Source organism: Brenneria corticis (assembly GCF_003115855.1).
In the GTDB taxonomy this organism is placed as follows: domain Bacteria; phylum Pseudomonadota; class Gammaproteobacteria; order Enterobacterales; family Enterobacteriaceae; genus Brenneria; species Brenneria corticis.
On sequence record NZ_KZ819085.1, the window covers coordinates 57079 to 71005 of the forward strand.

Here is a 13927-nt window from a genome sequence, read left to right on the forward strand (position 1 = left end):
CTTCTAGTTGAGATCAAACCAGCTGTTTACGCTGATTTGATGGTGGGATAGATAAAGACTCTCGGTATTTCGCCACCGTACGCCGCGCCACGATGATGCCCTGCTCGGAGAGCAGCGTGGTGAGCTTACTGTCGCTTAAAGGTTTGGCGGGGTTTTCCGCAGCGATTAACTTTTTCACCAGCGCCCGGATGGCGGTCGACGAGGCTTCGCCCCCGCTGTCGGTATTCACATGGCTGGAGAAGAAATATTTTAGTTCAAAAATGCCGCGCGGACTGTGCAGAAACTTCTGCGTGGTGACGCGGGAAATGGTGGATTCGTGCATATCCACCACCTGGGCGATATCAGCCAGCACCATCGGCTTCATAAATTCTTCCCCCCGCTCGAAAAAGTCCTGCTGTTGTTCGACAATGCAGCAGGTGACTTTGAGCAGGGTATCGTTGCGGCTTTCCAGGCTTTTTATCAGCCAGCGGGCTTCCTGCAAATGGCTGCGGATAAACTGACCGTCGCTGTCGCTGCGCGTGCTGTTGCCCAGCGCGGCATACTGCTGATTAATCTGCAACCGGGGAACGCTGTCGCTGTTCAGTTCGACCACCCAGCGTCCCTGAATTTTGCGCACCAGCACGTCGGGGATCACATATTCCGACTCCCCGGTATTGATTGACTGCCCCGGGCGGGGGTCGAGAGACTGAATCAGCGCCAGCGCTTCCTTCAGTATCTCTTCTTTCAGGCGGGTGGCGCGGATCAGGCTACGGAAATCATGATTCGCCAGCAGGTCGAGATGGTCGCTGACGATCAGCCGGGCCTCGGCAAGACGGGGGGTATCGTCGGCAAACTGCGAAAGTTGAACCAGCAGACAATCGCGCAGATCGCGCGCGGCGACGCCAACGGGATCAAAGCGCTGTACCCGCTTGAGCACCGCCTCCACTTCATCCAGCGTGACGCTTTCATCGCCGATGCTGTCGAGAATGTCTTCCAGCGGCACGGTGAGATAGCCGGTGGTGTCCACGGCGTCGACGATGGAGGTGGCGATGGCCGCGTCGGTATCCGAAAACGGCGTCAGCTCCACCTGCCACATCAGGTAATCCTGCAGGGTCTGGGTGGTTTCCCCCTGGTAGATCGGCAGTTCCTCGTCCCGATAGTCGGTGCCGGTGCCTGACGGCGTGCCGGCGGAATAAATTTCGTCCCAGGTGGCGTCGAGCGGCAGTTCCTCGGGCATATCCTTGTGTTCAAGCGCTTCGCCGGTGTCCAGCGAATCGCTGTCGACGGTCTCGAATGACTCTATTTCTTCGTGGTTGTCCGTTTGCTCAAGCAACGGATTACTTTCCAGCGCCAGTTGAATCTCTTGTTGCAGTTCAAGCGTGGACAGTTGCAGCAGACGGATGGCCTGCTGTAGCTGTGGAGTCATGGCCAGTTGCTGGCTAAGCCTGAGTTGCAAACCTTGCTTCATGTAGCGCCGACGTCCTTACTTGCTATATCGTTCAATGAAAAATCCTACCCTATCAGAGTCGGAAGCCTTCGCCCAGATAGACGCGTTTGACCTGTTCGTCGGCCAGTATCTCTGTGGGGGAACCGTGAGCGATTAAATGTCCCTGACTGACGATATAGGCGCGTTCACAGACGTCCAGCGTTTCGCGGACGTTATGATCGGTAATCAACACGCCCAGTCCGCTGTCGCGCAGATGCTCGATTATTTTTTTGATATCAATCACCGAAATGGGATCGACGCCGGCAAAAGGCTCATCCAGCAGGATGAATTTGGGATTCGCCGCCAGCGCGCGGGCAATTTCCACCCGACGCCTTTCCCCGCCGGACAGGGATTGTCCCAGACTATCGCGCAAATGAATAATATGGAATTCTTCCATCAGTTCGTTGGCGCGGTCTTCCTGCTGCTCCGAGGTCAGATCCTTACGGATCTGCAATATCGCCATCAGATTGTCATACACGCTCAGCCTGCGGAAGATGGACGCTTCCTGGGGTAAGTAGCCGATCCCTCTCAGCGCGCGATCGTGCAGGGGCAGCAGGCTGATGTCTTCGTCATCGATCACAATCCTCCCTTCATCGCGTTGCACAATCCCCACCACCATATAGAACGTGGTGGTTTTCCCGGCGCCGTTGGGACCCAACAGGCCGACAATCTCACCGGAATTGACGGTCAGGCTGACATTTTCCACGACCTTACGGCCTTTATACGCCTTGGCCAGATTTTCTGCGATTAATGTTGCCATAAATTATTCAGTGACTCGTGGTTGCGGTTGCTGAGCAGGGGAGGGTTGCCCCTTGTTATCTTTCTGCTGAAGCTGCGAGGGAACCAATACCGTCGTCACGCGTTTGCCTTTGTCGCTGAACGCCTCCATCTGCTGCTGCTTCACCAGATAGGTGATACGGTCGCCTTTGACATTGCTGTCCAGCTGTTCCAGATAGGCATTGCCGGTCAGCGTCAGAAAATCCCTGTCCAGCTCGTAGCGGATTTTCTGGGCGTGGCCCTTCACCGGCTTGCCGTTGTCCTGCATTTGGTAAAACGTGACCGGGTTGCCGTAGCCTTCGACCACCTCTCTGCCTTGCTCGCCCTGCGGACGTATCACCACCACCTTATCGGCCTTTACCTCAATGGTGCCCTGCCTGACCACCACGTTGCCGGTGAAAGTCACGGTGTTGCCTTGCATATCAAGGGACTGCTGGGCGGAATCGATATGAATGGGCTGCTCGCTGTCCCCGGTTACGGCGAAGGCCGGAATGCTGAAGGCGAACAGCGAGCTGGCGAACAGAGCATGACGCATCGGGTTATTTGTGTTGAATTTCATAAGAAGTTTTTACCTTTTCGATCAACTCGGCTGTCTTTTCACGCAGATTACCACGCATTTTCATCCCGTTAGAGGTGAAACTGGCGCCGTATAGCGTGACTTCATCGTCGGAGGAGACGTCCTGCGTAACCAGATTAACCTGGGCATTGTCCGTTTTTATCCGCTCCAGCTGCGAGTCATTGGTCAGGCTGTTGACCTCGACGTGACCGTACAGATAGAGCATTTTGTCTTTGGTCAGCTTGGCGCGATCGGCGCGCACCGACCAGGTGGCGGTACCCTGTTCGTTAAACAGCGTGGCGACCGGGGCGGTAAACCAGCTCAACTGCTCTTCGCTGAAATATTCCGCTTTGTCGGAAATCAGTCGGTAATTCAGCTTCCCGGCGGGGCTGTAAACCCGCGTCGCGGTTTTCTCGCTGGTGTAAACCGGCACGGCGTTATCCTGATTATCGGGCGGGGGCGCCGCGTCGCGATCGGCGAAATTCCAGCCGATAAGAACGAGAGCCAGCAGTGCCAGCAAGGCTGTCAGCCAACGCTTTGTTTTACTCATATCGACAATCCTTTGGCATGCTCCAGCTTATTCTGTGAGAACAGAATTAAATCGCAAAGTTCACGTACCGCGCCGCGTCCTCCTGCGATGCGGGTGACATAGTCGGCGCGCGGCAACAGCAGCGGATGCGCGTCGGCGACGGCGACGCTTAAGCCCACCTGGGCCATCACCGGCCAGTCGATCAGATCGTCGCCGATATAGGCGACCCGATCGGCCGTCAGCGACAGTTTATCCAACAGATCGTTGAAGGCCAAAATCTTGTCCGATTGCCCCTGATAAAGGTGGGCGATCCCCAATGTCTTACAGCGATCGACGAGCATATTGGCGGTGCGGCCGGTAATAATGGCGACTTCAATACCCGACGTCAGCAAACAGCGAATACCGTAGCCGTCCCGGACGTTGAACGTTTTCAGCTCCTCGCCCTGATTGCCCATGTAAATCAGGCCGTCGGACAGCACGCCGTCAACGTCGCAGATCAGCAGACGAACGTCGCGGGCCTTATCCAGTACCTGCCGATCGACGGGGCCGTAACAGGTATCGGTTTGCGCCCTGATTTCACTCATGCATGTTTATCCTCTATACCCTACAGTATTTAACGCGCCGTGCGTGGTTTGTTAACCGCCTGGATGTATCACACCACGCCGGCGCGCAGCATATCGTGCATATGAACGATGCCGACCAGACGATCGTCCTCCGCCACCAGCAGCGACGTAATATGGCGTGATTGCATCAGGTTCAGGGCATCCACCGCCAGCGTTTGCGGCGTCACGCGGATACCGCCCGCGGTCATCACATCAGCAATACGCGCGCTGTTCAAGTCAATCCCCATATCGAAAATCCGCCGCAGATCGCCATCGGTGAAGATGCCCTGGATTTTCATATCCGCGCCGCAGATTACCGTCATCCCCAGATTTTTGCGCGTAATTTCCACCAGCGCGTCGCGCAGGGAGGCGTCATGGGAGACGTGCGGGATCTCATCGCCGGCGTGCATGATATCGCTGACGCGCAGCAGAAGCTTGCGGCCCAGCGCGCCGCCGGGGTGGGATAGGGCGAAATCTTCGGCGGTAAAGCCGCGCGCCTGCAGCAGCGCGACGGCCAGCGCATCTCCCATCACCAGCGTGGCGGTGGTGCTGCTGGTCGGCGCCAGCCCGAGCGGGCAGGCTTCCTGCGGAACACGAACGCACAGATGGATATCGGCGGCTTTTCCCATGGTGCTTTCGGGGTTGCCGGTCATGCAGATCAGGAACACCTGCAGACGTTTCAGCACCGGGATCAGCGAGAGAATCTCATGAGATTCGCCGGAGTTGGAAATGGCGATCACGATATCGTGCGGGGTAACCATGCCCAGATCGCCGTGGCTGGCTTCGCCCGGATGAACGAAGAAGGCCGGCGTGCCGGTACTGGCGAAGGTGGCGGCCATTTTGCGGCCGATATGGCCGGATTTCCCCATGCCCATCACCACCACTTTCCCCCGGCAGTGGAATATTTTTTCGCCGGCCCGGGTGAAGTTGTCGTCAATGTACTGGTCCAGCTGCGCCAGCCCGTCGCGTTCAATCTTCAGTACCTGCTTGCCGGCCTGCTGAAAATCAAAACCGGGCTGTAGTTCAAAATGTGACATACCTGGATAATCCTGCTTGTTTTGATGTTCTGGTTAATGGGTTCCGACGTTCTGCTCAGGAAAAAAGGAACAACGCCGCCAGATAGGCGACGAAGGCGCATAGCAACAGCGCGCCCGCGCCTTGTCCGATGCGGCGTTTTCTGCTGAGGCAAAGCGCCGTCAGCAGCGCGCTGGCGCCCAGCATGACCCAATAATCGCGCTGGAAGGCGAGCGGGTTGAGTACGCCCGGCGAAATCAGCGCCGGCACGCCCAGAACGATGGCGATATTAAAAACATTGGAGCCGATAAGATTGCCCAGCGCAATATCATCTTCTTTTTTCAGGGTGCCGACAATGGCGGTCGCCAGCTCCGGCAAACTGGTGCCGACCGCCAGCACGGTCAGGCCGATGGTCAGTTCGCTGATATAAAAATGGCGGGCGATCACCGTGGCGTTATCGATCACCATGCGGGCGGCCATGGGTAAAATAATCAGGCCGAGAATAAGCCATAGCACGGCCACCGTCTGGTTGCTGTCTTCCTGCGGCAATTCCGCCAGCTGTTCCCGGGTCAGGCTATCGACGCCGTCCCGCTGCGCCTGGCGCGCCATTCTGAGCATCAGCAGCATAAAGAGTCCGGCGGCAATCAGCAGCAGCGCGCCGTCGGCGCGGCTCAGATGGCTATCATGCAGTAAAAAACCGCACAAAACGGTGACCAGCAGCATAGGCGGGAATTCCCGGCGCAACAGGGCGGAGTGCACCGTCAAAGGGCGAATCAGCGCCGCGCTGCCGAGAATTAACAGAATATTGGCTATATTGGAACCCAGCACGTTGCCGACCGCCATATCGATCTGGTCGTTTAGCGCCGCCGTTACCGAGACGATTAATTCCGGCAGGGAGGTGCCGAAGCCGACGATGGTCATGCCGATAATCAGCGGCGGGATGCCAAAAGAACGGGCGAGAACCGCCGCGCCGTAGACCAGGCGATCGGCGCCGTAGACCAGCAATACTAAACCAACAATCAAGAGTACTGTCGCAAAGAGCATGCGGCGTCCTTTATAAGGTATAATCACCCGTTGATAACCAGCCGTTCCGGACGAATTTTGCCCAAAGAGGGTGCTTTTCATGATTAGCGCTAATTCTGACCGCGCGGGGCGGAAAAGTAAAACCTGCGGCGGTTTTGTTTCGCCTCTTTGGACAAGAACTTACCGTAATTTTTTGTAAAATTCGCACCTGGCGCGAGTACAACCGTTAGGCTTTACGAATGAGTTCATAGGATGGTTATCCGTCAAAAACCAGCGATCGTATGCAACACGCTGATCGGTAAGGAATATAAGATCATGGACCCTAAGGTTACCAATCTGGTCGAAATCCGCGGCCTGAGCTTTCGACGCGGGAAACGACAGATTTTTACAGATATCACGCTGAATGTTCCTAAAGGCAAGGTTACCGCGATTATGGGGCCTTCCGGTATCGGCAAAACCACGCTGCTGCGTTTGATTGGCGGGCAGTTGCAGCCGGATAGCGGTGAAATCTGGTTTGATGGCGACAATATCCCCCGGCTTTCCCGTAGCGAGCTGTATAACGCCCGCAAAAAGATGAGCATGCTGTTTCAGTCCGGCGCGTTATTTACCGACCTGAACGTGTTTGATAATGTCGCCTGGCCGCTGCGCGAGCACAGTCGTTTGCCGGAGCCGCTGTTGCGCAGCACGGTGATGATGAAGCTCGAAGCCGTGGGGCTGCGCGGGGCCGCCAACCTTATGCCCGCCGAGCTTTCCGGCGGCATGGCGCGCCGCGCCGCGCTGGCGCGGGCCATTGCGCTTGACCCGCAGCTGATCATGTTCGATGAACCTTTCGTCGGACAGGATCCGATAACCATGGGAACGCTGGTGAAGCTGATTGATGAACTGAATCACGCGCTGGGGGTTACCTGTATCGTGGTTTCCCATGATGTGCCGGAGGTGATGAGCATCGCCGATTACGCTTACATCGTGGCCGACCAGCATGTGGTGGCGGAGGGAACGGCGGCGCAGTTGCAGGCCAACGACGACTCCCGCGTCCGCCAGTTTCTGGACGGTATCGCCGATGGGCCGGTGCCTTTCCGTTTTCCGGCGGGTGACTATAAAACCGCGCTGTTAGGTTCAGCAGGGGGTTAACTAATTCATGTTATTACAGGCGTTGGCGTCGCTGGGACGTCAGGGAATTTCTACCTGCGCTTCTTTTGGCCGAGCCGGACTGATGCTGTTCAACGCGTTGGTGGGCAAGCCTGAATTCAGGAAACAGTGGCCGCTGCTTATCAAACAGCTTTACGGCGTGGGGGTTCAGTCGCTGCTGATCATTATGGTGTCCGGCCTGTTTATCGGCATGGTTCTGGGGCTGCAGGGCTACCTGGTGCTGACGACCTACAGCGCCGAAGCCAGCCTGGGGATGATGGTCGCCCTGTCTCTGCTGCGCGAACTCGGCCCGGTGGTAACGGCGTTGTTGTTCGCCGGGCGGGCGGGGTCGGCGCTGACGGCGGAGATCGGCCTGATGAAGGCCACCGAGCAGCTTTCCAGTATGGAAATGATGGCCGTAGACCCGCTAAGACGCGTGGTCGCCCCGCGATTCTGGGCGGGATTGATCAGTATGCCGCTGCTGGCGATCATCTTTGTCGCGGTCGGCATCTGGGGCGGGTCGCTGGTCGGCGTCGACTGGAAAGGCATAGACGCCGGTTTTTTCTGGTCCGCAATGCAGGGGGCCGTCGAGTGGCGGCAGGACTTACTGAACTGCGTGATTAAAAGTATCGTGTTCGCCATTACCGTGACCTGGATAGCGCTGTTCAACGGTTATGACGCGATCCCGACTTCGGAAGGGATCAGCCGTGCGACGACCCGTACCGTGGTGCATTCCTCGTTGGCGGTATTGGGATTGGATTTTGTGCTGACAGCACTGATGTTTGGGAACTGAGTCGATGCAAACAAAGAAAAGTGAAATTTGGGTTGGCGCATTTATGCTGATTGCGCTGTGCGCCATCATCTTTTTGTGTCTGAAAGTGGCCGATATCAAGTCGATCGGCAACCAGCCGACGTATCGTTTGTACGCGACGTTTGACAATATCGGCGGGCTGAAGGCCCGTTCGCCGGTCAGAATCGGCGGCGTGGTGATAGGACGAGTGGCGGATATTTCGCTGGATGAGAAAAGCTACCTTCCCCGCGTGGCGCTGGATATTGAGCAGCGTTACGACCGCATTCCCGATACCAGCTCGCTGGCGATCCGTACCTCCGGCCTGCTGGGCGAGCAGTATCTGGCGCTGAACGTCGGTTTTGAGGACGAAGAGATGGGAACCTCCATATTGCAAGACGGCGGGGTTATTCAGGACACCAAGTCAGCCATGGTGCTGGAAGACCTCATCGGCCAATTCTTATATAAAAGCGGCGGCAATAACGAGGATAATGCCGGCCAGGGGAACGCCGCGCCGGCAACGAATTCCGCGGCGACGCCCGAGCCTGCGGGCCAACCTGCGACTTCACATCCATAAGAGGATAGCTGTATGTTTAAACGTTTACTGATGGTGGCTCTGCTGGTGGTTGCGCCGTTGGCCAACGCCGCGGATCAAACCAACCCTTATCGTTTGATGAGCGAGGCGGCGCAAAAAACCTTTGACCGCCTGAAAACCGAACAGCCGCGCATCAGACAAAATCCGGACTATCTGCGCAACGTGGTGCGTGAAGAACTGCTGCCGTACGTACAGATCAGATATGCCGGCGCGCTGGTCCTCGGCCGTTATTACAAAGACGCCACGCCCGCTCAGCGCGATGCCTATTTCAAAGCGTTTGAAGCCTATCTGGAGCAGGCCTACGGCCAGGCTCTGGCGTTATATCACGGGCAAACCTATCAGATCGCCCCCGATCAACCGCTGGGCGACGCCAATATTATTTCTATCCGCGTCACCATTATCGATCAAGGCGGTCGTCCGCCGGTGCGCCTTGATTTCCAGTGGCGTAAAAACAGCCAGTCCGGCAACTGGCAGGCGTATGACATGATTGCCGAAGGCGTGAGCATGATCACCACCAAGCAGAATGAATGGGCGGCGACGCTGCGTCAAAAAGGCGTGGACGGCCTGACCCAGCAGCTGCAAGCCGCGGCGGAACGAAAGATTACGCTGGATCAGCAGAACTGATCCGGATAAACCACACTGGGCTGGGTAAGAAAAATGGCTAATGCACTGAGCTGGCAGTCGCAGCAATCGACGCTGCTTGTCGCCGGCGCGCTGGATCGGGAGACGCTGCTGCCGCTGTGGCAGCAGCGCGACAAGCTGCTGGCGGACAAAACGACGCTGGATGTGTCCGGGCTGGATCGCGTTGATTCCGCCGGTCTGGCGCTGTTGCTTCATTTTTACCACCTGCGGTCGCAGCAGGGCGTCGAACTGAAAATCATCGGGGCGGGGGATCGGTTAAAAACGCTGATAGCCTTGTATAACCTGAATGAAATCATCCCTGTGTCTTAAGCGGCATAAATTTGTATCGATAACGCGCTGTCTGAATCCCCTTAAAAAATCGCCGGGAGCGATTTTTTAAGGGGATTTCTCTGTTTAAGATAGCGCCGTATTCATCTAAGATACCACCCTGTTTATCATCCCCCTGACATAGAAATCGAGAGCGATGGAAAATAATGAAATTAAAGACGTGCTGATAAACGCATTGGCACTCGAGGAAGCCCATGTATCCGGCGATGGCAGCCATTTTCAGGTCATCGTGGTGGGCGAGCAGTTCGCCGGAATGAGTCGGGTGAAGAAGCAGCAAACCGTTTATGCTCCGCTGATGGAGTACATCGCGGATAACCGCATTCACGCCCTGTCGATCAAGGCTTATACGCCGGAAGAATGGCAGCGCGATCGCAAGCTTAACGGTTTTTAAGCCTGTGGTTATGTGATTCGCAAGATTGAATTTGAAACATTGAGAAACAGCCGCTATGGATAAATTTCGTGTGCAGGGGCCGACCCGGCTCACCGGTGAAGTCACCATTTCCGGGGCCAAAAACGCCGCTCTCCCCATCCTGTTCGCTGCCTTGCTCGCGGAAGAGCCGGTAGAGATCCAGAATGTGCCGAAGCTGAAAGATATTGATACCACGATGAAGCTGCTCGGCCAACTGGGGGCGCGCGTTGAACGTAATGGTTCGGTGCACGTCGACGCCAGCGCGGTCGACGTATTCTGCGCGCCTTATGATTTGGTGAAAACCATGCGCGCCTCCATCTGGGCGCTGGGGCCGCTGGTGGCGCGTTTCGGACAGGGCCAGGTTTCATTGCCGGGCGGATGCGCCATCGGCGCGCGCCCGGTTGATTTGCATATCAACGGCCTGGAACAGCTGGGGGCGAAAATCACCCTGGAAGAGGGCTACGTCAAGGCCTCGGTGGACGGTCGTCTGCAAGGCGCGCATATCGTTATGGATAAGGTCAGCGTGGGCGCCACGGTGACCATCATGAGCGCGGCGACGCTGGCCGAAGGGACGACCATTATTGAAAACGCGGCCCGCGAGCCGGAAATTGTCGATACGGCAAACTTCCTGAACACGCTGGGGGCGAAAATCAGCGGCGCGGGCAGCGATAAAATCACCGTTGAAGGCGTGGCGCGTTTGGGCGGCGGCGTATACCGCGTGCTGCCGGACCGTATAGAAACCGGAACCTTCCTGGTCGCCGCGGCGATTTCCGGCGGTAAAGTGCTCTGCCGCCACACCCGCCCCGATACGCTGGATGCGGTACTGGCGAAGCTGCGCGAAGCCGGTGCGGATATCGAAACCGGCGAGGATTGGATTAGCCTTGATATGCAGGGCCGGCGTCCGAAAGCGGTGACCATCCGCACCGCGCCGCATCCCGGCTTCCCGACGGACATGCAGGCGCAGTTCAGCCTGTTGAACCTGGTGGCGGAAGGCACCGGCGTTATCACCGAAACGATTTTTGAAAACCGCTTTATGCACGTGCCGGAGCTGATCCGCATGGGGGCTCAGGCGGAAATCGAAAGCAATACGGTGATTTGCCACGGCGTGGCAACGCTATCCGGCGCCCAGGTGATGGCGACGGATTTGCGCGCGTCGGCCAGTCTGGTGCTGGCGGGCTGTATTGCCGAGGGGGTGACGGTGGTCGACCGCATCTATCATATCGACCGCGGCTACGAGCGTATCGAAGATAAGCTGCGGGCGCTGGGCGCCAATATCGAACGCGTCAAAGCCGGCGAGTAAGCGCGGCGGACCGGGCGGCAGGACTACCGCCCGGTTCAGTTGACCGGAAACTCCTGAATCGTCATATTCAAGGTTATCGATTTTTTATCGCGTTCGATGGTAATGGGGATCACGGTGCCCGGACGTAACTCCGCCACCTGATCCATGGTTTCAATCACCGAGCGGGTTGGTTTATTGTTGACGCTCAACAGAATATCATCAACCTGGATCCCCGCTTTATCCGCCGGTCCGCCCGGATCGACCGTTTTGACCAGAATCCCGCTTAGCCTTCCCTGTCCGAAGCCTGTGCTGTCGATATTTTCCATCTGTACGCCGTTGATGCCGATATAGCCGCGGATTACCCGGCCGTCGCGGATAAGCTTGCCCATCACTTTGGTTGCCAGGGCGATGGGAATCGCAAAGCTGATGCCTTCAGGCGTTTCTCCGTCGCTGCTTTTATCAAAAGAGAGCGTATTGATGCCGACCAGTTCACCCAGCGTATTCACCAGCGCGCCGCCGGAGTTGCCGCGATTGATGGAAGCGTCGGTTTGCAGCAGGTTTTGACGGCCGTTCTGGCGATTATCCTCCCCGGCGGCGCTAAGCCCGACGCGGCCGGTGGCGCTGATAATCCCCTGGGTGATGGTTTGCCCCAGATTGTAGGGATTGCCGATGGCCATCACCACGTCGCCGATATGCGCCGTGCGCTGCGGATTGATCGGAATAACCGGCAAGTTGGTGCCGTCGATGCGCAATACGGCCAGGTCGGTCAAGGTGTCCGAACCGACGACCATCGCCTCAAAGAGTCTGCCGTCCTGAAGGGCGACCAGAATCTGCTGCGCGTTGTTAATCACGTGCCTGTTGGTCAGAATATAGCCCTGGTCGTTCATAATGACGCCGGAGCCGAGGGTGCGGATTTCGAGTTCGTTCTGCTGTTGCGGATTGGGAACCCGGTTATAGACATTGACCACCGCCGGCGCGGCGCGGCGCACCCCCTGATAGTAGCTGAGCGGCGTATCTTCCTGCGCGTTGTCATTACTCTCGCCGTGGTTAAACCATGGGGTATTGGGTCGCAGTCCGGGAAGTGCGACCAGCAGAATGCCGGCGACGATCAGGCCAAGCAACGCGGAACGGAGTAACTTAACAAGCATGGGCGTGTTTACTGTAAAAAAGAGTATGTCGGTGAGAATATCATGAGACGATCGGACAGGGCAGAGCGCCCTGTCCGATTTTTTGCCGCGGGCTTACCGGCTGCGGCCCTTCGGGGAGCCGGTTTGGCGAAATGATTAACGCAACAGCAGGTAAATCGTTTCGTCGCCCCGCACGATGTTCAGCGCCAGAACGGCAGGTTTCGTCTCCAGAACCTTACGCAACTGGGTGATGTTCTCCACCCGCTCACGGTTGACGCCGATGATGATATCGCCCTTCTGCAGGCCAATCTGCGCCGCGGGCGAATCTTTGGCGACGTTATCGATCTGTACGCCTTTGCCGCCGTCTTTCAACTGCCCGTTGGTCAGGGAGGCGCCCTGTAGCGCCGGGTACAGGGTTTCCGCGCTGGTTGTGGCGGTGGCGCTGTTATCCAGAACCACGGAGACCTCCTGGCGTTTACCGTCGCGCAGCAGGCCTATCTTCACGGTTTTGCCCGGCGCGGTGGTGCCTATCTTGGCGCGCAGTTCGGCAAAGCTGTTGATCGGTTTTCCGTCCAGCGAGGTAAGGACATCGCCCGCCTTGATCCCCGCTTTCGCGGCGGCGGATTGCGGCAGCACTTCACTGACGAACGCGCCGCGCTGCGCATCGACCTTGAAGGCCTTCGCCATTTCGGCGGTCATTTCGCTGCCTTTGATGCCCAGCACGCCGCGTTTCACTTCGCCGAACTCAACCAGCTGCTGCGCCAGGTTTTGCGCCATATTGCTGGGAATGGCGAAGCCGATGCCGATATTTCCGCCCCCAGGGGCCAGAATAGCGGTATTGATGCCGATCAGTTCGCCGTTCAGGTTAACCAATGCGCCGCCGGAGTTACCGCGGTTGATGGAGGCATCGGTCTGAATGAAGTTTTCCAACCCTTCCAGATTCAGCCCGCTGCGGCCCAGCGCCGAGATGATGCCGGAGGTGGCCGTTTGCCCCAGGCCGAACGGGTTCCCCACGGCGACGGCGAAATCGCCCACGCGCAGCTGGTCGGAGTCGGCCATTTTGATCTCAACCAGATTTTTGGCGTTGGTCAGCTGCAGCAGGGCGATATCGCTCTGTTCGTCGCGACCGATCAATTTCGCCTCGTATTCGCGTCCGTCATTCAGCTGTACGCGAATTTTATCCGCATTGTTGATCACGTGATTATTGGTGAGGACGTAGCCTTTCGCGGCGTCGATGATGACGCCCGAGCCCAGTCCTTCAAAGGGGCGGGTGCTTTGTTTATCTGTCGGGAGATTGGGGCCGAAGAAGAACTTGAACTCTTCGGGGATACGCTGGCGCTGTACCTGGGTGCCTTCGATATGCACGCTGACCACCGCGGGCAACACTTTTTCCAGCATGGGCGCCAGGCTGGGAAGCTGCTGCTGTCCGGGCACGACGGCGGGCAACGCGGCGTTGGCGGCCGGGAACGATGACAGGGTTAAGCTTATGCTCATTGCCAGCGCACTAAATAATAAAGATTTTTTCTTCATTGTTGATTAACTCTCTCACGACCAGCTGATGAATAAAATGATGATATATAAACTTAAACACTCGGTGAAGAGTCAGAGTGGCGATCGGTGTGTAAAGTTCACTGATATTTCGTCAGTAGATTGTAACTATAGCCTAC

General features: G+C 57.2%; 16 protein-coding genes. 7 read left to right on the forward strand and 9 right to left on the reverse strand.

The genetic code is table 11. From position 1 onward, the window contains the following. Window positions 1-13: 13 nt before the first annotated feature. The 7 genes from rpoN to DDT56_RS16305 form a co-directional block, all read right to left on the reverse strand. Window positions 14-1447, reverse strand: coding sequence for an RNA polymerase factor sigma-54 (gene rpoN, locus DDT56_RS16275; protein ID WP_136167485.1), 1434 nt, complete (start codon window positions 1445-1447; stop codon window positions 14-16). Window positions 1448-1499: 52 nt separating this feature from the next. Then, window positions 1500-2225, reverse strand: a complete 726-nt coding sequence (gene lptB / locus DDT56_RS16280) for an LPS export ABC transporter ATP-binding protein (protein ID WP_136167486.1) — start codon at window positions 2223-2225, stop codon at window positions 1500-1502. A 3-nt stretch (window positions 2226-2228) separates the two neighbouring features. Continuing rightward, window positions 2229-2801 (reverse strand): lipopolysaccharide ABC transporter substrate-binding protein LptA, encoded by a 573-nt coding sequence (gene lptA, locus DDT56_RS16285; protein ID WP_136167487.1) that lies wholly within the window; start codon window positions 2799-2801, stop codon window positions 2229-2231. After that, entirely contained in the window at window positions 2782-3348 is a 567-nt protein-coding gene (lptC, locus tag DDT56_RS16290; RefSeq protein ID WP_136167488.1) for an LPS export ABC transporter periplasmic protein LptC, read from the reverse strand. Before lptC ends, lptA begins: the two co-directional genes overlap by 20 nt. Continuing rightward, the gene (gene kdsC / locus DDT56_RS16295; RefSeq protein ID WP_136167489.1) at window positions 3345-3911 is read right to left on the reverse strand and encodes a 3-deoxy-manno-octulosonate-8-phosphatase KdsC; all 567 of its coding nucleotides are present in this window, start codon (window positions 3909-3911) and stop codon (window positions 3345-3347) included. The genes lptC and kdsC overlap by 4 nt, the downstream gene beginning before the upstream one ends. Before the next feature lie 68 nt (window positions 3912-3979). Beyond that, on the reverse strand, window positions 3980-4966 hold the full coding sequence (gene kdsD / locus DDT56_RS16300) for an arabinose-5-phosphate isomerase KdsD (protein ID WP_136167490.1): 987 nt from the start codon (window positions 4964-4966) through the stop codon (window positions 3980-3982). A 55-nt stretch (window positions 4967-5021) separates the two neighbouring features. Continuing rightward, window positions 5022-5987, reverse strand: a complete 966-nt coding sequence (locus DDT56_RS16305) for a calcium/sodium antiporter (protein ID WP_136167491.1) — start codon at window positions 5985-5987, stop codon at window positions 5022-5024. Window positions 5988-6281: 294 nt separating this feature from the next. On the opposite strand from DDT56_RS16305, the gene mlaF reads away from it, so the two are divergent. From mlaF to murA, 7 genes are all read left to right on the forward strand, one after another. Further along, window positions 6282-7097 (forward strand): phospholipid ABC transporter ATP-binding protein MlaF, encoded by an 816-nt coding sequence (gene mlaF / locus DDT56_RS16310; protein WP_136167492.1) that lies wholly within the window; start codon window positions 6282-6284, stop codon window positions 7095-7097. Window positions 7098-7104: 7 nt separating this feature from the next. After that, window positions 7105-7887, forward strand: a complete 783-nt coding sequence (mlaE, locus tag DDT56_RS16315; protein ID WP_136167493.1) for a lipid asymmetry maintenance ABC transporter permease subunit MlaE — start codon at window positions 7105-7107, stop codon at window positions 7885-7887. 4 nt (window positions 7888-7891) lie between these two features. Beyond that, window positions 7892-8458 carry an outer membrane lipid asymmetry maintenance protein MlaD gene (gene mlaD / locus DDT56_RS16320; protein ID WP_136167494.1) on the forward strand — a complete coding sequence of 189 codons (567 nt, stop codon included), beginning with the start codon at window positions 7892-7894 and terminating at the stop codon, window positions 8456-8458. Window positions 8459-8470: 12 nt separating this feature from the next. After that, on the forward strand, window positions 8471-9100 hold the full coding sequence (gene mlaC, locus DDT56_RS16325; RefSeq protein WP_136167495.1) for a phospholipid-binding protein MlaC: 630 nt from the start codon (window positions 8471-8473) through the stop codon (window positions 9098-9100). Window positions 9101-9133: 33 nt separating this feature from the next. Beyond that, complete coding sequence (gene mlaB, locus DDT56_RS16330; RefSeq protein ID WP_136167496.1) at window positions 9134-9427, forward strand: lipid asymmetry maintenance protein MlaB; 294 nt, start codon at window positions 9134-9136, stop codon at window positions 9425-9427. A 154-nt stretch (window positions 9428-9581) separates the two neighbouring features. Next, on the forward strand, window positions 9582-9836 hold the full coding sequence (ibaG, locus tag DDT56_RS16335) for a BolA family iron metabolism protein IbaG (RefSeq protein WP_136167497.1): 255 nt from the start codon (window positions 9582-9584) through the stop codon (window positions 9834-9836). A 55-nt stretch (window positions 9837-9891) separates the two neighbouring features. Next, a complete protein-coding gene (gene murA, locus DDT56_RS16340; RefSeq protein WP_136167498.1) occupies window positions 9892-11154 on the forward strand; it encodes a UDP-N-acetylglucosamine 1-carboxyvinyltransferase in 1263 nt (420 codons plus the stop codon). Window positions 11155-11189: 35 nt separating this feature from the next. Here the strand turns inward: murA and degS are convergent, their stop codons facing one another. Both degS and degQ read right to left on the reverse strand, forming a co-directional pair. Further along, complete coding sequence (gene degS / locus DDT56_RS16345) at window positions 11190-12281, reverse strand: outer membrane-stress sensor serine endopeptidase DegS (protein WP_136167499.1); 1092 nt, start codon at window positions 12279-12281, stop codon at window positions 11190-11192. A gap of 135 nt (window positions 12282-12416) precedes the next feature. Next, the gene (gene degQ, locus DDT56_RS16350; RefSeq protein WP_136167500.1) at window positions 12417-13790 is read right to left on the reverse strand and encodes a serine endoprotease DegQ; all 1374 of its coding nucleotides are present in this window, start codon (window positions 13788-13790) and stop codon (window positions 12417-12419) included. Window positions 13791-13927: the final 137 nt, after the last annotated feature.